The organism is Paenibacillus sp. Paensp111, from assembly GCF_059492195.1.
On the sequence record NZ_CP168527.1, the window covers coordinates 880,619 to 899,923 of the forward strand.

Genomic DNA, 19,305 nt, shown 5'->3' on the forward strand with positions numbered 1-19,305 from the left:
CATTTATCTTTATTGTGCAAACAAGTTGCACAAGTTGGATTTAATGAGTCGTTTGTATTTATTTTAATTACGCAAACGTTTGCGCATATTTCAGTGGGGCGAAGAGAGGACTATTCAGGGAATGAGGCGCAATCGTCATCATTTTATTTTGAAGAAGGAGGCTAACGAGTTACGAAGGCCTAACAAGCCAATATCCATAATTCTAAGAGCTGTGCAGCAGGGATGAGTTAAGGATTAACTTGAAGAAGGTTTTTGATTTTCGTAACCGCTTACAGCGTAAGAGTCTTAAATATGGGAGGTTTGACTGAATGAAGATTTCGTTATGGGGAAAGAGAGCTTTTGCAGTAAGTATGGTCTTGGCTCTTGTATTCTCATGTTTTGGAATGTACCCGGCAGGGGTGAAAGCCGCAACCAGCAAGGTTACGCTTGTGGGAGATCTGCAGACTAAACTGGGTTCAGCAGCAGATTGGGATCCGGCATCTAATGTAACCGAATTGACTAGTAAAGGCGATGGCCTCTATTCATTTAAAGGCTCATTGAAAGCTGGAACGTATGAATATAAGATTGCCCTAAACGGGGCTTGGGATGAAAGCTATGGATTAGGCAACTATACGAAGTCCCAAGGGACTACTCAAGATGGCAACATTAAGATTACACTCACGGAAGATAGTGATGTGACTTTCTATTACAACGACAACACCAAGAAGATCGCAGATTCCACCTACTATACGCCTATAGCTGGCGACAAGCTCCCACGTGTTGTAGGAACCGTGCAGACCGCACTGGGAGATGCTGCAAATTCTTCTCCGGCGGATGCGAAGACTCTGCTCACTGACCCGGACTTTGACAATGTCTACAGCGCGGCTGCGGAGGTTGCACAAGGAGATTACAAGTATCAGGTGTTTGTACCGGGGGCTACCGAAGCAGACGATCATTCTTATCCGGATACCCCTGCAGATTTAAAACTGCCGTCCAAATTACCGGTTACCTTTACGTATAATGCCAAGGATCATGCTGCTGATGCGAAATTCACGGCTCCTCAAGATCCTGGTCAGGTGAATCCCGTGCCGGCCGGAAATATCCGGATTCACTATGCACGTACAGACAAAACCTATACCAATCAAGGCCTGTGGTTGTGGGATGATGTAGTGTCGCCTTCTTCGAACTTTCCAACAGGCGCGACTGCGTTCCCAGCAGGACAGCTTGATGCTTACGGGTCATATGTTGATGTTCCCGTGAAGGTAGGGGCGAAGAAAATATCATTCCTAGTAGTGAATCGTTCCAATGGGTCCAAGGATGCTGGAGACAAAACCTTCCTTGTCAGCACACCTGAAACAAATGAAATTTGGATCAAGGAAGGCTCCAACACGGTCACTCCATACGAACCGGTCACGCTTTCAGCGAACACGGTCCGCATTCACTATATGAGAGCAGATAATAAACAAAGTGATTACGGTCTCTGGCTAGCGGATGATGTAGCGAACCTTCCGGGTACTTGGGCCAGCGATGCTGTTCCTTTCATATCAACCCAGACTGACCGATTCGGGGCATATCTTGATATCCCTCTTAAGGAAAACGCTAAAAAAATTAAAATGGTTGTAGTTAAGCCGATTAAGGATGCTCCAGACAGCGATAAGGACGGAGGAGACAAAGCCTTTACCCTCCTTGACCGCTACAACCAACTGTGGATCAAAGAAGGCGATAATAACGTCTACGTATCTCCTTTTGGCGAGGCTCCGATTGGTCTTGTATCTGCAGGATTAGCTTCTACAACCAAGATTGCCCTCAACTTTACGTTAACGGATGGGCTTGATGCAGCAGAACTGAAGACTGGAATCAAAGTAAAAGATAAAGACGGCAACGACATTGCCGTGAAGAATGTAACTATTTCAAGTAAAACCTCAGTTGATGTAGATACGGATGCGTTTACTCTGGATCAAGCTCCACTGAGCATTGAGTACTCCGGGAAGACGGTATCGACTTCCAGCGACTGGAGATTGCTTGACGAAGATTACAATTATACTGGCGATGATCTGGGGGCTACTTACCATGCAACTGACAAGTCGGCTACCCTGAAGCTATGGGCTCCCAAGGCCAGCAAGGTTGCTGTCGATGTATACGACAAGAGCGATTCCGCTGTTCTAGTTAAGAGCCTGGACCTGACCCAAGGTGAGCATGGAGTTTGGTCAACTGAACTGACTCCTTCGGACCTTGGTGGAGGAATCACCGATGTCCGCGGATATTATTATCAATATGAAGTTACGAACAATGGTGTAACCAAAAAAGTGCTTGATCCTTATGTGAAATCCATGGCTGTATTCACCGTCGATACTAAAGGCAATGCGGGTGCTGATGGAGATACAGTAGGTAAGGCGGCCATTGTGGACCTCAGTCAGACAAATCCCGATTCATTTGGCTATGCGAATATCCAAGGTTACGAGAAGCGCGAAGATGCAGTCATCTATGAAGTTCATATTCGTGACTTTACTTCGGATCCTACGATTGAAGACAGCCTTTCGGGCGAAAGATGGGGTTCCTACAAAGCATTTGAGAAGAAACTCGATTACCTCAAATCGCTTGGAGTTACCCATATTCAGCTTCTTCCTGTAATGGCTTGGTATTATGGGGACGAGAACAAAATGGGAACTAGAGAGACTACTTATTCTGACAAGGACAACGAATATAACTGGGGATATGACCCTCAGAACTATTTCTCTCCGGATGGAGCGTACTCTCAGGATCCTAAAGATCCTGAATTGAGAATTAAAGAGTTGAAAGGCTTAATCGATGCGGTGCATAAAGCCGGAATGGGTGTCGTTCTGGACGTGGTGTATACGCATATGGCCAAGAAAGAATTTTTGAACGATATTGTGCCTAATTACTATCATTTTATCGATGCAAGCGGGAACTTTATTGGCGGGTTCTCCAACAATCTCGCTACCAACCATAAGATGGCAGAGAAGCTAATGGTGGATTCCGTTAAGTACTGGTTCAAGGAGTACAAGATCGATGGAATGCGCTGGGATATGATGGGTGATGCAACAGCAGAGGCTGTGCAGCACGCCTACGATGCAGCTGCCGAGATTAACCCAAAAGCCCTCTTCATCGGTGAAGGATGGAGAACATTTGGCGGGAATATAGCAGAACCAGCTCTTGCAGGGATGGGCGCTGATCAGGATTGGATGAACAAGACGGATAACGTTGGCGTATTCTCCGATGAATTCCGAAATGAACTGAAATCAGGCTATGGCTCAGAGGGCCAACCGAGATTTATTACGGGCGGTGCTCGTTCGATCAGCACAATTTTTAACAATATCAAAGGTGAACCTTCAAATATTCCGGGTGACGATCCGGGCGACATCGTTCCTTATATTGAAGCCCATGACAACTTGACGCTGCACGATGTTATTGCGCAGTCGATCAAGAAGGACCCATCCGTTCCGGAGAACGAGCTTGAAATCCAGAAGAGAATCAGACTCGGGAATATGCTGGAGCTTACCTCCCAAGGTACTGCCTTTATTCATGCAGGTCAGGAGTATGGCCGCACCAAGCAGTGGAAGGCCCCAGGCGAACCTGAGGATAAGGGTAGAACTACCGTATTAAAAGATAAAGACGGCAATACGTTCGGCTATTTCATCCATGACTCGTATGACTCATCGGATGCGATCAATATGTTTGACTGGGCTAAAGCGACCGATGAGACGAACTTCCCGGTTCAGACTACCACCCAGAAATTCACTTCGGGTCTAATCGAGCTTAGGAAGTCAACGGATGCTTTCAGACTGGGTGACAAACTGCTGGTAGATTCCAATGTTACGCTGATTCCTGCAAAGGAAATTCAGGCGAACGATCTGGTTATCGGTTATAAGAATAAATCAACCGATGGAACAGGCAATTATTATGTGTTCATGAATGGAGACAGCACTTCAAGAACCCTTACCCTTAGTGAGGACTTGACCAATGGAGTCGTGCTGGTAGATAACGACCAGGCAGGAGTTAAGGAGATTCCGGCTGAGCAACAATCCGGCTTCAAACTCACTGCGAATTCCATTACACTGGATCCGCTTACGGCAGTTATTATCAAGCAGGATGCAGCTGCGGCAAAGCTCACTTCTCTGGTGCCTGACAGCCTAAACTATTCACTGCAGGTTGGCGGCACCCATCAGACTGCTGTAGTGGCGAAGTATGACGATGGCAGCAAAGCTACGGTGACAGGATCTGCTACTTACGTATCCGACAAACCGGAAGTAGCTACGGTTACAAGCAAAGGCCTGGTTAAAGCCACTGGCCTGGGTACAGCAACGATCACGATTTCTTATGGCGGCAAATCGAAGACGGTTACTGTTTTTGTTAATCCGAAACGCTATGTGCAACTGACGTATACAAGAGCAGATAAGGACTATACCGGTTGGAATCTCTGGGTGTGGAACACGGGCGTTAAGAACGACCAGATCGATTTCACCACATTCAAAGATGGTAAGGCCAGTGTTCTTATTGAAGTAGCACCTAATGCGACTAACGTTGGATTTGTGCTCCGCAAAGGAACTGACTGGAATACAGCCAAGCAGGATTTCCCTGATGACCGTACTATTCCGCTGACACCGGGTGAAGTGTTCACCAAAGTCAACGTAACCAGCATGGTCCGAGAGCTTGATATCAAGCCTAGCAATACAGGGCCTGTGATGAAAGACGGAGCCATTACATTCGTATATCGGGATGATGCGCTGTACCAGAAGGATGCTATGACTGACATTACAGATGTCAAAGTGAAGGTTAATGGTACAGAGTATCCGATGGTCTATGATGCGGCTAAGGAGTGGTTCAGCTACAAGCTGACGAAAGTAAATGATGGTGACAACAAATATTCCTTCCTAGTTACTACTAAGGACGGTAACACAACTGAAGTGAATGACCCTAAGAATACGGTAGATGGCCAGTCCGTACTGGTCTATCATAATCCGACGGTTAAGGTTACAGCATCCGTGAATCCGGCAGCTATAACCCCGAACCAAAATGCAGTTCTTACGGTAAAAGCTGATGCGAATATCGATGGCGTGAGCTACCGTGAAGGTACTTTGGATCTGACTGCGCTTGGCGGTCCTAGCCAAGTGAAGCTGGATACGGCACTGATGAAGCAGACCATTGCGGTGAAGGACACCGTGGCTGCTGGAATCAAGACGATTCCGATCACACTTGTGGATCAGTATGGCAATACGCATAAGGGAAATACGACAATCGAAGTGAAAGCCAGAACGTATACGGGCGACAAGCTTGATTTTGATTGGGATGAGGCCCGAATTTACTTTGCATTAACAGACCGCTTCAAAGATGGAGATCTGTCGAACGATTACAACGTGGATAAGACTCATCCTGAGGCTTATCACGGTGGAGACTTCCGCGGAATGATTGATAATCTGGATTATATCCAGAAGCTGGGCATCAACACCCTGTGGATTACCCCTATTGTAGATAACATTGACTTCAACAAAGGGGCCGACTTTGGCGCCAAGCAGTATGGATACCATGGATATTGGGCCAAAGATTTCACCCAGCTTGACGAGCACCTTGGCGATATGGCTACCTTCAAGGAGCTGATTAACAAGGCGCATGACAGAGGCATCAAGATCATGGTGGACGTAGTGCTGAACCATGCAGGCTATGGCGTGAAAGAGGATGATGATTATCCGACAATCACAGCGGCAGATAAGGACCGGTTTAAGGGTATGCTTCGTACGGACGGCGTATCCGCAGATACGGACCCTGTCAAAGGCGAACTTGCCTACCTGCCGGACTTCAAGACAGAAGATCCAGCAGTCCGTGACAAAGTCGTGGCTTGGCAGTCAGGCTGGCTGAACAACGCACGTACGGATCGCGGCGATACGATTGACTATTTCCGTGTGGATACGGTTAAGCACGTTGACGGTACAACATGGAAAGCATTCAAGAATGCACTGACTACCATCGATCCGAAGTTCAAAATGGTTGGCGAATATTTCGGAGGGACGATCGATAATAACGGCGATATGCTCCAAACCGGGCAAATGGATGGACTGCTGGATTTCGGATTCAAGGATGCAGCCAAGAATTTTGCTAACGGAAAAATCAATGACACCGACGCGTACATGCAGGACCGCGAATCCAAGCTCGATAACACCAAGACGATGGCTCAGTTCTTGAGCAGCCACGATGAGAACGGATTCCTGACTGAATATGTAGGCGGGGATAAAGGCAAGCTTAAGGTTGCAGCAGCCCTTCAAATTACGGCCAAGGGACAGCCGGTGATCTACTATGGCGAAGAACTTGGGAACTCCGGTAAGAAGGAAGGCGACATGTCCAAAGGCGAGTTCAGCCAGAACCGTAGCGACATGCCTTGGGATAAGCTGACCACAGAACAAGCGCTTCACGATCATTATCAGAAGCTGCTGAATATTCGTGCCAAGTATTCCAAAGTCTTCTCCAAAGGAACACGCACGAAGCTTGCAGGAACCGATGAGCTCGGTTATCTGGCATTCAACAAGCATTATGGCAATGAAGATGTAGTAACGGTTATTAATACGAATACCACAGTAGCAACAGCAACATTTACAGTACCATTTGCAGCTAATGCTCTGGTTCAAGATGAATATAGCGGCAAGACCTATTCCGTAACTGCGGATCACAAAATTACGGTTAGCGTACCAGGAAGAGACAACGGAGGCACAGTGATTATTGCCGTAGCTCCAACGTCAACACCGGGTAATCCAGGACCAACTGACCCTACTGTACCAACAACGCCTTCCGATGATTCTCAGGTAGTTAATGAGTCCAGTCTGAAGAATGGCAAAGATGGCAAGGTTGAGGTTCAAATCGCTCAAGGCAAGAAATCGGTGCTTCTACCGGCTCAAGCTGCCAAGGCACTTGGAACGAACGATCTTACTATCAAATTAGGCAGCCTGGACGTGACTCTTCCAAACGAAGTGCTGAACACGATTCAGGGTATGGTCTCCGCTGCAGAAGCAGATGAATCTCAAATTAGATTTGAGGCAAATCCGCTGGAAAGCAGCTCGGCCAATACTACAGTGGGCGGATTACAGAAGAAGGGGGCCAAGGTTGCGCCAGCCTCCGATGTCTATGAATTCAAACTTAGCATCATCAAAAAGGACGGAACAAGTATTCCGGTAACTACGTTCCAAGAGCCGATTATCGTCTCCTTCAAGCTCAAAGGGAACCCGAACAAAGATCTAATCGGGGTATACTATTTGGCAGATAACGGTACTCTTGAATATGTAGGCGGAGTATTGAACGGAGATGTACTAACCGCACAGGTTAAGCATTTCAGTAAATATGCAGCGCTTGAAATCGATAAATCCTTCGCCGATGTTCCTGCATCACACTGGGCATCTGCGGCGATTAAATCGCTGACTGCGAAGCAGATTGTAACTGGAGTAACAGATACGAAGTATCAGCCGAACAGCAACGTCAGCCGGGCTGAATTCACAGCACTTCTGGCACGCGCTTTGGGCCTCCAGGCTGGAGATCATGCGGCTTTTGCCGATGTGAAAGCGGGAGCATGGTATGCTTCCTACGTAGACGCAGCGGTTAAGGCAGGCATTGTAACCGGGCGCAGCAAGGATACTTTTGCACCGAATGAGACCATCAGCCGTGAAGAAATGGCCGTTATGCTCATTCGTGCACTTGAAGTGAAGCAAGGGAAGAAGGTAGATGCGGCTGTAAGCGCAGGCGCCTTCGCCGACGCTACCAAGATCAGTTCATGGGCAGCTGCTTATGTAAATGCTGCTGCAAGCCTTGAACTGGTACAGGGCAAGGAGAATCACCAGTTTGATCCGCAAGGCTTCATGACTCGTGCGGAAAGCGCACAAGTCATCTACAAGCTGCTTGCGAAGTAAATGATGGAATGAACCGGCACTCTTCTTAGGAAGAGTGCCGGTTTTTTTATATATTCACATTAAAGCGTTCCAGCACTGCGCTTTACGGCAAAATGACACTGCGGGTAAACTAAGGGATGGTATGAACAAATGGCTCTGCCGAAGTTAACTTACACACTGCTATATGGAACGAACTATAGAATCCATATCATAAAGGAGCTCTTGTCTTGTTGTCTTCCATCTCTACGCCGAAGCCGGTGTCGTCGAATTACCGTCTCATCGTCCTTCTGCTTGTCGTTATTGTCTCAGGTGCCAGTCAGGGCCTGCTGCTGCCTTTGCTCTCTATTCTGCTGGAGCGTCACGGCGTATCATCTGATATGAACGGTATGAATGCCGCAGCGTTATATATTGGGATCTTCTGTACCATGTTCTTTGTAGAGAAGCCGGTTGTGAAATTTGGATATAAAAGTGTAATTGTTGCCGGTCTGATCCTGGTAACCGGCTCCTCACTGCTATTCCCGGTCAGCTCATCCCTGATCTTATGGTTCGCCCTGCGCCTGATTGTCGGCGTAGGGGACAGCTCACTTCACTTCGCCACCCAGCAGTGGATTCTGAGCAGCAGCCCTGCGGACAAGCGGGGACGATTCTTCTCGCTGTATGGCATGGCCTACGGGATTGGCTTCAGCATCGGGCCGCTTGGCATCAATCTGCTGCCTTTCGGCGAAGCTATGCCGTTCCTTATCTCGGGAGGCCTGTTCGCTGTGATTCTGCTTCTCATGCTTCGCATCCCGAATGAAATGCCGGAGCAAGCCAGCGCAAGCGAAGCCGCCCAGAACCGTTTCGTCCGCTCTTACCGGCTCGCCTGGTTCGCACTGATTCCGCCGCTGCTCTATGGGGTTATGGAAGCCTCCATGAACAGCAGCTTCCCGCTGTATGGCCTAAGAATCGACCTTGAGAAGCAGTGGATCTCCCTGCTGCTGCTGACCTTTGGGATTGGCAGCATTATCCTGCAGCTTCCGCTGGGGGTATGGAGTGACCGGATTGGACGCAAGCCGGTGCTGATGACCTGTGCATTCCTTGGAGCCGTACTGTTCCTACTGATCCCTACTGCCGGGGACCATACGCTAATTCTGTTCCTCTTGTTCGCTCTGGCGGGCGGAATTGTAGGCTCCTTCTATTCACTCGGAATGTCCTATGCTGCCGATATTGTACCGAAGGCCATTCTGCCGGCAACGGGGGTCATCGCCTCGGTGCACTACAGCATCGGGAGTGTACTTGGACCTGTGTTCGGGGGCTACGGGATGAGGTATGTCTCGGTCAACAGTGTCTTCATCTTCCTTGGAGCGGTATTTCTGATCTTTGCGGTACTGGGGATCTGGTTCAAGCGGGAACCCAAAGCCGAGGTGGATGCCTAACCGAGTCGAAGAAATCCGAATATGAGGGCGTAATCCTATTTAAACAGCAAAGAGCCTCTCCCAGGCAAAATGGAAGGACGTCAACCATTTCACAGGGGGGCTCTTTTTCTGTTAACTCATACGGAATTATTATAATCAATTATCAGCAGAGACGAGGGAATAGGCACCTAATCCAGCACCGGGATATGCCTTAATTTATCAGGATTCACTACGAGATAAATGCTGGAAATCTGTCCTTCCTGGACCTGGAATGTAACCACATTGAGCGGCTCGCCGTTCGTATAGCTTACAATTCCGGTATCTCCGTTCACGGTTGTGACGGAATAGCTAAATCCCTCCAGGGTTTTAGCCAGCAGCTTGGAGAAGAACATGGCAATCCGCTCCGCACCAAGTATTGGACGCACTGCCGCGTTGACTTTACCGCCTCCATCCGAGTACAGAGTGGCATCGGTCTTGATGATGTTCAGCAGCCTGTTCACATCTCCAGTGAGTAGAGCCTGAACGAACTGTTCAACAGCGCCTAGAGCTGGCTCTTCGGCAGCAGGCGTCATCCGTGAAGACTCCAGTCCGGGGTTCGCATCGGGACTTGGAACACCGGTCAGGGCATTCTTGGCCCGGCGAAAGATCTGCCGGCAGTTCGTACTGCTCTTCCCGACAATGTCGGCAATCTCTTTGTACTCATACTCGAGCACCTCCCTGAGCAGGAACACAGCTCTTTCGGTCCAGGACAGCTGCTGCAGCAGAAGCAGGTAGGCTGTCGAGAGCGACTCCTTGTGGGAATAAAGTTCATCGGGTCCTTTGCGGGGATCCTCATTCATCACGAGCGGCTCGGGCAGCCACGGCCCGACATAGACTTCACGCTGCTTGCTCGCAGAGCGCAGATGATCGATGCAGCGGTGAGTGACAATTTTGCATAAATAAGCTTTCGGATTTAAGATATGATCCGGCCTCGTCTCGTTGACATACAGAAAAGCTTCCTGCACGATATCCTCTGCTTCTACCACACTCCCCAGCATCCGATAGGCCAAGGAGAAGAGCAGCGGTCTATACGTGCTGTATTCTTCCGCAGTTCCAGCCAATTCCAATAGGGTTCACCTCCTGGTTGATAGGATCAATTGTTCACGCTGTGGTTGTTTCAGTATGGCCTGTGCAGCACGTACGGCGCTGACGACAGACGCATCAGCAAGCATCTCGCCTTGACTTACCCAGTCACCTGCTATGAATAGGCCCTGGATTTCCGGGACAGAGGGTCCTGCGAAGCTTCCCGGCTGCCCCACGTGCAGATAGTTATGGGTCACGGTCATTCTCGGCAGGAACCTCTGCGTAACCACTTCTCGTTCCCAGCCGGGTTGAATGAGGCTCATCGCCTCAATCAGCTGCCTTTCATCCTCCTCTGGATGGTTTTCTTCGTGGCCGCGGTATTTTACAATATGCACAACCTTTGTCCCGTCCTCACTCAAGGTGGCATGGGCGGTGTGATGGGAGAAGAAGATGGGCTGATCCAGTCCAATCGAGAACTCCCGCCCCGGAACCGGGAGCTTCCTCAGTCCGACGTCCAGACAGGCGGCCATGGAGGGGCGGGCGGCTTCTTTCCAGCGCTTCAATTCGGTCTGTTCCGCCCCCTGTACAAGCTTATATAACTCTGACGGTGAAGCCGTACTGATAACATGGGAGACTTCCAGCAAGTCCCCGCCTTCCATAACCACCCTGCAGATCTTGCCTTGTTCGTGAATGATCTCTGTTACAGATTTGCCGCTGACCAGCCGAACTCCTGCTTGCTCTGCCTTGACTTTAAGCTGATCTATGATTGTCTGCCAACCTTTATTCAGGTAGAGGACACCTTGCAGCGAACGCTGAATCTGGGCCAGGGCAGGCCCGGCGAGCTGATGATCCGGGGCATGCGTATAGGTTGAGGTCCTGCATAAGGCATAGAAGATATGCCTGACCATCGGGTCTTTGATCTCAGTCTCCGCCCAGGCTCTTACGCTGCCCGCTTCGATCTGATTCGGGTTAAGCAGCTTGATCTTCATCATGAGCCTTATGAAATTAACTTTAGCTGCCCAGGTGAGAAGCTTGGGAGACAGAAGGCTTGCCGGGCCTGCAAGCAAAGGGAGAGACTGATTATTCCATATCGTATGGATATGGGAAGCCGGCTTGCCGCCTTCAAGATTTACCCCAAGCTCCTTCAGGATGGAGTAAGCTGGCCCGGCTTGATACAGCGCATGCCCGCCCAGATTGAGGTAGATCTCATTCTTCTTGTTCGTGATAGCCCTTCCTCCCCAGCGTCCCGACTTCTCGATCAGGGCTACAGCCTGCCCGGCCTTGGCCAATTGAATCGCAGCGATGAATCCGGCTAGTCCCCCGCCAACTACAGCTGTATCATATCTATCCATTCGTGTTCATCCTCCTCCGTTTTTACCAATCATACATAAGGCGAAACAGAATGCAGTTTTGTGACAGGTTTCAGTCGGGAGTACCATTTTTTATGTTCGGAACAGGAATAACATGTCCTATATCGAATTAATTAGCTCAGAACATCAGGAGAGATATGGAGCAATACCATAATTTATGGATTAAAAGTAGCTATTCCTTAACCGATATATCAACTATTGGAATATTTGTATCCGCAGCTAGGAGTGAACATGGGGATGAAAGTAATTGGCGGCATGCTAAAAAATAAATGGGTTCTGATCTTCGTCGTTCTCATCATAACAGGATCATTATTTGATCTGTTCCTGGATTCACTGAATTGGACTGTGTATATGTCTTTGCACATCATGATTCTGTTAATTACGCTTTATGGCTTCTTCTCCATGTTAAGAGAAGTAAGCCAGACCAAAGATGAGCTGACGCTAAATAATCAAAGGCTCAACAATATTTTTGAGACTCTGGATGTGGCCATCTGGTATCACGATATGAAGACGGATTCCTTGCTCATTACACCTGGGATCGAGAAGCTGTACGGTTATCCGCTTAGTGCCTTTTATAATGACAAGACCTTTTGGATGCAGGTCATTGTTCCTGAGGATATGGGTGTGATTACAGACCGGTTGTCCCGCACGGCCAAGGGAGAGACGGTCACCAGTACTTACCGGATTGTCCGCCCGGATGGAGAAGTACGCTGGATCCAGGACCGGGGAATACCGAAGATGGATCAGAAGGGGAATTTCATCGATTTCACCAGTGTTATTCTTGATATTACTGACCTTAAGGAAAGCGAGGACCGCTATCAAAGTCTGGTGGAAATGTCGCCGGAACTGATTGCTGTCATCAGAAGAGGACGGATTGATTATATCAATAAGGCAGGGTGCACCCTCATAGGCGAGACGTCCCCGTGCGAGCTGATTGGTCAGCCTATAGAGAGATTCTTTCCGGCAGAGGTATTACAAGAACTCCAGATTACGGAAGAGACTAAGGGACACGGCCGCCACAGGAAGTCCATTGAATTTGAAATGAACCGGATGGACGGCAAAAGCACACATGTCGAGCTGTCGGCCAGCCCGATTCTTTTTGAAGGCAGATCAGCGATACAGGTTGTCGGCAGTGATATCTCCATCCGTAAGGAATCGGAGAAAATGGTAGAGTTCATGGCCTATTACGATGCCTTAACCGAGCTTCCCAACCGTTATAAGCTCAGAGAGCATCTGAACCATATTTTGAATCAAGCCGGGCGCGAAATGCTGGCCGTGCTGTTCCTGGATCTGGACCGGTTCAAGATTATTAATGATACCAAAGGGCATATGGTTGGGGATCTTCTGCTGCAGAAGGTGGCCAAGAGACTTGAGCGGGCGGTTCAAGGAGACGGGCTGGTCTCAAGACAAGGCGGCGATGAATTCATTATCCTGCTGGAGAACTGCACGAAGGAAAAGGTGACCCGGATTGCCAAGAAGCTGCTCGTCGAGTGCTCGAGTCCGATTGAGATTAATCATCAGGAATATTTTGTGACAGCCAGTATCGGGATCAGTATGTATCCCGCAGATGGGGTGGACGAGGAGACGCTGATTAAGCATGCCGATACAGCCATGTATCTGGCCAAGGAACGCGGGAAGAACAACTACCAGTTCTACTCCTCGGACCTCAATGGGCTGTCCACCCGCAAGATGGAGCTGGAGAACGGGCTTCGCAGGGCAATTGAGCAGGATGAAATGATGATCTATTACCAGCCGCAGGTAGACCTCTCTACCGGCGAGCTTGTTGGTATTGAAGCGCTGCTGCGCTGGAGACATCCGCAGTATGGCATGATCTCTCCGTTAGAATTCATCCCGCTGGCTGAGGAGACAGGCCTGATCGTCCCTCTGGGGAAATGGGTGATGCGGACGGCCTGCATGCAGAATAAGGCTTGGCAGGATTCAGGGCTTCCGGCAATTCCAGTAGCGGTGAATATCTCGGTCCGGCAGATGGAGGACGAGAACTTTGTGGATTCTGTTACCGAGGTGCTGCAGGAGACCTGCCTGGACCCTCAGTATCTGGAACTGGAGATTACCGAAAGCATTGTGCAAAATATCGAAAAGTCGACGCTCATCCTTAAATTGTTGAGATTGATCGGCGTTAAGCTGTCCATCGATGATTTTGGCACAGGTTATTCCTCCCTAAGTATTCTGAAGCACCTTCCGATTGATAAGATCAAGATAGATAAATCCTTCGTGGACGATATCATTTATCATTCCAATCAAGGAGCCATGGTGAAGACCATTATCGATATGGGCCTCAATCTGAATTTCAAGGTCATTGCGGAAGGAATCGAGAAGAAGGAGCAGGTGAACTTCCTGATTCACAATGCCTGCCAAATTGGACAGGGCTACTATTACAGTCCGCCTTTGTCGGTAGAATTTATGGAAGCTTATTTGGCCCAAGGAATCTCCGGGCACTCCAGCGAACTCTAAGCCGTACGGCGTAATTAGTTCCTTACAGACACCTGTTTTTGTTGATATTAATTGTAAATCTTTGTATGATGTTCTTATACGGATTTTTGAATTCTACTCACATATGAAGGACCAACTCAAGGGCAATGAATTGTCTCTTTACGTCTGGAGGACAACAACCCCGCAGCAGCTGCGGGGTTGTTTTTTTATTATCTGAAACAGGAGGATGATGGTAATGAATTCCAAGGAGAACAGAATCATATTAACCAAGGAGGATCTTATCCAGCAGTTCAAGGAATGCGGAGTGGCCCCGGGGCAGACGATCTTTGTGCACACGTCACTAAAAAGTCTCGGCTTCGTTGTGGGGGGCTCGGAGACTTTGATCAGAGCCCTGCTTGAAATTGTTGGGGAGGAAGGGACGCTGATGATGCCGTCACAGACCTGGAAGAACCTCGACCCGTCCACCGGGGTGCACTGGGAAGAACCCAAGGAGTGGTGGCCGATCCTCCGTGAACACTGGCCTGCCTATGATAAAGAGGTCACTCCCGCTATCGGCATGGGGGTTGTCGCTGAAATGTTCCGGAAATGGCCGGGAGCCCGGAGAACGGATCACCCGGCACGCTCCATCGCGGCCGTGGGCAAATATGCGGATTATATCACGGAGGAGCATGACCTGAGCAATATTTTCGGAGAGAACTCGCCTGTAGATAAGCTGTATAAGCTGGATGGATATGTGCTGCTGATTGGAGTTGGGTACGACAAGAACACCTCTCTGCATTTGGCTGAGACCCGGGCGGACTTCCCGACCAAGACCTTTACGGAGGAGAGCAGTGCTATTCTGGTAGATGGCGAGCGGCAGTGGGTGACCTATAGAACCCAGGCTGTAGATGATGTGGATTTCATCAGAATCGGGCAGGAATATGATGAAGCCCATCAAGTTAAAGTTCATCAAGTCGGCAATGCAGAGGTTCGGCTAATCCGGCAGCGCTCATTGGTGGACTGGGCAGTCGATTGGATGGAGAAGAATCGGATCTAAGGCATGTTTTTATGGACAAAATGAGGGCAATGCTGAAGTTGAAGTATCCAGGGACCCCCGAATAGTTATATAATAGAGACTTACAGATCACAGCAAACAAAGGAGTTTGGTCCGTTTGAATAACGAAGAACTGCATGGCGAACTGCCCGAGAATTACGACGAGCTCAAGAAGGCCGCCAACCGTACCTCTGACTGGAGAGGACGTCTTGAGGCGGTAGAGGAGCTTGGCAAGCTTAATCATCAACAAGCAGTCGGTGTCCTTAAAGGCATCTTGAAGAATGACTCTGTACTCAAGGTACAGGAAGCTGCGCAGCGTCAGCTACAAGGACTTGGGGAGAAAGTGCAAATCCCTAAGCGCGAGCCGGGGGACCTGGTTCCGGGCATTACAAAGCTGCTGCTAAGAATCAAGAAGAGCCTGCCGAAAGAGCATACTTATGAAGAATTCAAAGAAAAGCTCAAGAAGATGAGAATTGATGTGTATGATATCTACGAAGGCAATAAAGGCGATGAATTTGATGCCTGGCTTGAGGACAAGTGGGCATCCCTTCGTACCAGCAAGTACTCTTAAAGGACAGGAGTGACCCGGGTATCCATGGAAATCGATGTTCAATATACACCTAATCCGAATTCGATCAAGATTAGCACAAGCAGACCTTTATTTGAGGGCCCGAGAAGTACTTCCCTGAAAAGCGGAGATGCTACAGATCATCCGCTGGCCAAAGCGCTGCTTAGCATTGAGGGGATCGATAACCTGTTCGCGGTTAACGACTTTGTCACGATTACCAAGACACCGGATGCGGACTGGGATACGATATTGACCCATGTGGAAGAGGCTTTCAACGTAGTATACGGCTAAAAGCGACTCAGAAGCGATGAACACCTCCAATAGTCGTGAATGACGATGCGGGAGGTGTTTTTTTTCAGACAGAGGAGGAATTGGGATATGGGTTTATTCGATAAGCTGCGCGGCAGGAAAGAGGATTCATCCACGTCAACAGGAGACGAGAAGTCCGGTCCTATCGTAGGATTCGTACTGCTGGACAAGCTTCAGTATGACTTTGATTCATTTATCGCAAATTTGAAGCAGCAGTGGGGAATTGAGACGGGGGAGCAGACCGAGCAGGAAAGCCTCGTGTTCGAGGTGGACGGCATGAAGGTTGCCTGCGGGTATATGCCAGCTGTTATTCCTAACCGCGAAGTAGAGGAGAATTGTAAGTATAACTTCCTGTGGAGAGAAGCGGAGCAGGTTGTGTCGACCCACAAGGCTCATATCATTGTGTCGGTTCTGGGAGCGGAAGACGCCATTGAAGGACATAAGCTCTTCACCAAGGTAGCCAGCTCGCTGCTGCAGACTGCACCTGCGATTGCTATTTATACGGCGCCTCTAGTCATGGAAGCAGGGCAGTACGTGGATTTGGCACAATCCCTGAAGGAAGACACTCTTCCGGTAGTTCTCTGGGTATTTATTGGAATGTACCAGAATGAGCAGGGTGTAGGAGCTTATACGGTAGGGCTCCGGAGTTTCGGCAAGGACGAGATTGAGATTGTGAATTCCACTCAAAGTGCCGGGGATGTATTTGAATTCGTTACTGTAATTGTAAGCTTCATCATAGAGAATAATGTAACACTCAAGGATGGGGAGACGATTGGGTTCTCTGCGGAGCAGAAGCTGTCTCTTACCAGATCACCGGGCGTAGCGGCTGAAGGGGACAGCATCAAGATCGGATTCTAGAGCCATCCAGGAGCAAAATCCAGAGCAAATTCCAGAGCGAATTGTTACCTTAGCCAATGTAATTTGTTGCAAGACGTACTCTCAGGCACCCGCACTCCGGTCAACGGAGTACGGGGCTTTTTTTGTAATCGGGCATGTTCATGCTGAACTCGGAAGCAGCCGGCATGAGGGCTCAGGCCTGTCCTCTTGACGCGAATGATATGCTTGTGGGGAATAGAGATCCGCTAGGAGAAGGAGAGACAGCATGAATTTGACCGCACAACCCCTGCAGGAATCATCCCCGCAAAAGAATCGGTTCCCGCTATCCTTGTTATGTCTGACTTTGGGTGCGTTTGCTATTGGCATGACCGAGTTTATCATTATGGGCCTTCTGCCCAATGTAGCGCATGATCTGGATGTAAGTATCCCGGCTGCAGGCCAGCTTATCACCAGCTATGCGCTGGGGGTTGCTGTAGGAGCCCCGCTGCTCACGGTGCTGACACACCGAATGCCGCAGAAGAAATTGCTTGTGCTCTTAATGGCTATATTCATCGCAGGCAACGCATTGTCTGTAGTCGCACCGAATTATATCCTGCTCATCGCAGCCCGAATCATGACGGCGCTGGCTCATGGGACTTTCCTTGGGGTAGGTTCATTGATAGCCTCAAGGCTTGTACGCCCCGATAAGCGGGCAGGAGCCGTATCGATGGTTCTGGCCGGGCTTACCGTGGCGAATATCATCGGCGTACCTTTCGGAACTTTCATAGGGCAGCAGCTCGGTTGGAGGTCTTCCTTCGGAGCCATTACCCTGCTCGGCTTCCTGTCCCTGCTTGGAATCATACGGTTCATTCCACAGATCCGTGAGGATCAGCCCACAAGCCTGATTCAGGAGTTCCGGAGCCTGGTGAACCCGCAGGTGCTGCTTATGCTGCTTACAGGGGCATTTGGCTGCGCAAGCCTGTTCTCGATGTTCACTTATGTCACTCCGGCGCTGGAGACCCTTAGCGGGTATAAGGAGCATGAGGTCACCTGGATACTGGTCTTATTCGGTACAGGCGTCACCTTGGGCAACCTGCTTGGCGGCAAATTGGCGGATTGGAAGCTAATGCCGGCCATGATCGCTAATTTTGCGGTGCTGAGTGTGATTTTGGCAGTATTATCGGTTACGCTGAATGATGCAGTTCTTGCTGTGATCACAGTGTTCATCTGGGGAGTTGCGGCTTTCGGCATCATGCCGGGCCTTCAGGTCCGCATTCTGAATCTGGCCCATGATGCGCCGCTTCTGGCGTCTACTTCAAGCCACTCTGCCCTGAATTTGGGCAATGCTGGCGGCGCATACTTGGGCGGACTGGTGATTACTTACGCTGGCCTGCCTCACGTGCCGTGGCTTGCGTCCGTCCTCGCCCTGCTTGGCTGTGCCGGGGCATGCCTGAGCCTGTACATAGAGCGCCGCAGAAGCGGGACGACTGGACAGGCCTAGAGTATCTGGCCGAGCTAACCGGCCTATATTTTATGCGGGCATGCTGCTCCATTTAAGAGAAACCGTGACGGGAGAATGCGGCCGGCGGTTTCTTTTTATCTAATATTCTTGATGGGTTAACAGGTTAGCAGGAAGGGGGGAGAGACGTGTTCGGTTCGATGGAGTTGTATTTGGCTGCAGTACTTGCACTGATTCTTGCTGTAGTAGTAATCCGTATATGGCTGAAGCGAAAAAGCATCTATACCCGCAAAGGGATCATAGATCCCATGAAAGTGAGTATTAAGGATATCGATCGGATGGAGGACGGTAAGGAATTCGAAGAGTACCTGTACCGGCTGTTCCTGGCCCTAGGATATGAGGATGCCTACAAGACGGTTAGCAGCCGTGACTTTGGAGCGGATCTGGTCTTCACGGATAGAGACGGGGAGCGAAATGTAATTCAGGCCAAGCGTTATGCCGAGTCGAATCCGGTGGGACTCAGTGCGGTTCAGGAGATCTACAGCTCGATGAGATACTACGGAGCGAGCAAGTCCACCGTGATTGCTTCAAGTAGGTATACCGAGGCCTGCGAGATCCTGGCTGGCTGCAATGGGGTACGATTAATAGACAGATCCGAGCTTATCGATATGATAGACATGTTCAAATCCAGCCAGCATGAGCGGGTTATGGATCTGATTGAAGAGGAGCCGGATCTGATCCTGGATATGGACGGGGAGAACTCCGGTAAGGCCAAGAAGGTTAGATTGTCCGGGAGGTCAAGAAGCTAAGAGTAAGTCGGTCAGCGGGCAGATCAGTGAGGTTCACCGGGGATCGGGAGTAGAGGGATCCTGACACAGAAAGCTGACATGTGAAGTAGTAGGATTTAAGTCGGAGAACATTAAGCGTGGAGTACCTTTAGGGGACTTGCGCTTTTTTTATTTGGGCGGGACAAAGGCA

11 protein-coding genes are annotated in these 19,305 nt (G+C 49.5%); 9 read left to right on the forward strand and 2 right to left on the reverse strand.

Translation table 11 applies throughout. The annotated features are described in order from the left end of the window. Nucleotides 1–308 precede the first annotated feature (308 nt). Complete coding sequence (locus ACEN86_RS04090) at nt 309–7,886, forward strand: pullulanase (RefSeq protein ID WP_495633089.1); 7,578 nt, start codon at nt 309–311, stop codon at nt 7,884–7,886. 206 nt (nt 7,887–8,092) lie between these two features. After that, nucleotides 8,093–9,280, forward strand: coding sequence for an MFS transporter (locus ACEN86_RS04095; RefSeq protein WP_495633090.1), 1,188 nt, complete (start codon nt 8,093–8,095; stop codon nt 9,278–9,280). A 167-nt stretch (nt 9,281–9,447) separates the two neighbouring features. Here the strand turns inward: ACEN86_RS04095 and ACEN86_RS04100 are convergent, their stop codons facing one another. Together ACEN86_RS04100 and ACEN86_RS04105 are read right to left on the reverse strand one after the other, a co-directional pair. After that, nucleotides 9,448–10,365 carry an RNA polymerase sigma-70 factor gene (locus ACEN86_RS04100; protein ID WP_495633091.1) on the reverse strand — a complete coding sequence of 306 codons (918 nt, stop codon included), beginning with the start codon at nt 10,363–10,365 and terminating at the stop codon, nt 9,448–9,450. Nucleotides 10,366–10,371: 6 nt separating this feature from the next. Next, the gene (locus ACEN86_RS04105; RefSeq protein WP_495633092.1) at nt 10,372–11,673 is read right to left on the reverse strand and encodes a phytoene desaturase family protein; all 1,302 of its coding nucleotides are present in this window, start codon (nt 11,671–11,673) and stop codon (nt 10,372–10,374) included. 255 nt (nt 11,674–11,928) lie between these two features. On the opposite strand from ACEN86_RS04105, the gene ACEN86_RS04110 reads away from it, so the two are divergent. The 7 genes from ACEN86_RS04110 (at nt 11,929) to ACEN86_RS04140 (ending at nt 19,136) form a co-directional block, all read left to right on the forward strand. Further along, nucleotides 11,929–14,163: a sensor domain-containing protein gene (locus ACEN86_RS04110; RefSeq protein WP_495633093.1), complete on the forward strand. Its 2,235-nt coding sequence runs from the start codon at nt 11,929–11,931 to the stop codon at nt 14,161–14,163. Nucleotides 14,164–14,377: 214 nt separating this feature from the next. After that, nucleotides 14,378–15,178: an AAC(3) family N-acetyltransferase gene (locus ACEN86_RS04115; protein WP_495633094.1), complete on the forward strand. Its 801-nt coding sequence runs from the start codon at nt 14,378–14,380 to the stop codon at nt 15,176–15,178. Nucleotides 15,179–15,293: 115 nt separating this feature from the next. Next, a complete protein-coding gene (locus ACEN86_RS04120; protein WP_495633095.1) occupies nt 15,294–15,746 on the forward strand; it encodes a HEAT repeat domain-containing protein in 453 nt (150 codons plus the stop codon). 24 nt (nt 15,747–15,770) lie between these two features. Further along, nucleotides 15,771–16,034, forward strand: coding sequence for a NifU N-terminal domain-containing protein (locus tag ACEN86_RS04125; RefSeq protein ID WP_495633096.1), 264 nt, complete (start codon nt 15,771–15,773; stop codon nt 16,032–16,034). Between the two features lie 87 nt (nt 16,035–16,121). Further along, nucleotides 16,122–16,910, forward strand: coding sequence for a DUF4261 domain-containing protein (locus ACEN86_RS04130; RefSeq protein ID WP_495633097.1), 789 nt, complete (start codon nt 16,122–16,124; stop codon nt 16,908–16,910). 244 nt (nt 16,911–17,154) lie between these two features. After that, complete coding sequence (locus ACEN86_RS04135) at nt 17,155–18,369, forward strand: MFS transporter (RefSeq protein WP_495633098.1); 1,215 nt, start codon at nt 17,155–17,157, stop codon at nt 18,367–18,369. 158 nt (nt 18,370–18,527) lie between these two features. After that, nucleotides 18,528–19,136, forward strand: coding sequence for a restriction endonuclease (locus ACEN86_RS04140; RefSeq protein WP_495634211.1), 609 nt, complete (start codon nt 18,528–18,530; stop codon nt 19,134–19,136). The last annotated feature ends 169 nt before the right edge of the window (nt 19,137–19,305 follow it).

What these genes read in the sequence shown, in the direction of transcription:
- ACEN86_RS04130 (WP_495633097.1), top strand. Translation starts at nt 16,122, where the DNA reads ATGGGTTTATTCGATAAGCTGCGCGGCAGGAAAGAGGATTCATCCACG.
- ACEN86_RS04110 (WP_495633093.1), top strand. Translation starts at nt 11,929, where the DNA reads ATGAAAGTAATTGGCGGCATGCTAAAAAATAAATGGGTTCTGATCTTC.
- ACEN86_RS04090 (WP_495633089.1), top strand. Translation starts at nt 309, where the DNA reads ATGAAGATTTCGTTATGGGGAAAGAGAGCTTTTGCAGTAAGTATGGTC.
- ACEN86_RS04140 (WP_495634211.1), top strand. Translation starts at nt 18,528, where the DNA reads ATGGAGTTGTATTTGGCTGCAGTACTTGCACTGATTCTTGCTGTAGTA.
- ACEN86_RS04135 (WP_495633098.1), top strand. Translation starts at nt 17,155, where the DNA reads ATGAATTTGACCGCACAACCCCTGCAGGAATCATCCCCGCAAAAGAAT.
- ACEN86_RS04115 (WP_495633094.1), top strand. Translation starts at nt 14,378, where the DNA reads ATGAATTCCAAGGAGAACAGAATCATATTAACCAAGGAGGATCTTATC.
- ACEN86_RS04125 (WP_495633096.1), top strand. Translation starts at nt 15,771, where the DNA reads ATGGAAATCGATGTTCAATATACACCTAATCCGAATTCGATCAAGATT.
- ACEN86_RS04105 (WP_495633092.1), bottom strand. Translation starts at nt 11,673, where the DNA reads ATGGATAGATATGATACAGCTGTAGTTGGCGGGGGACTAGCCGGATTC.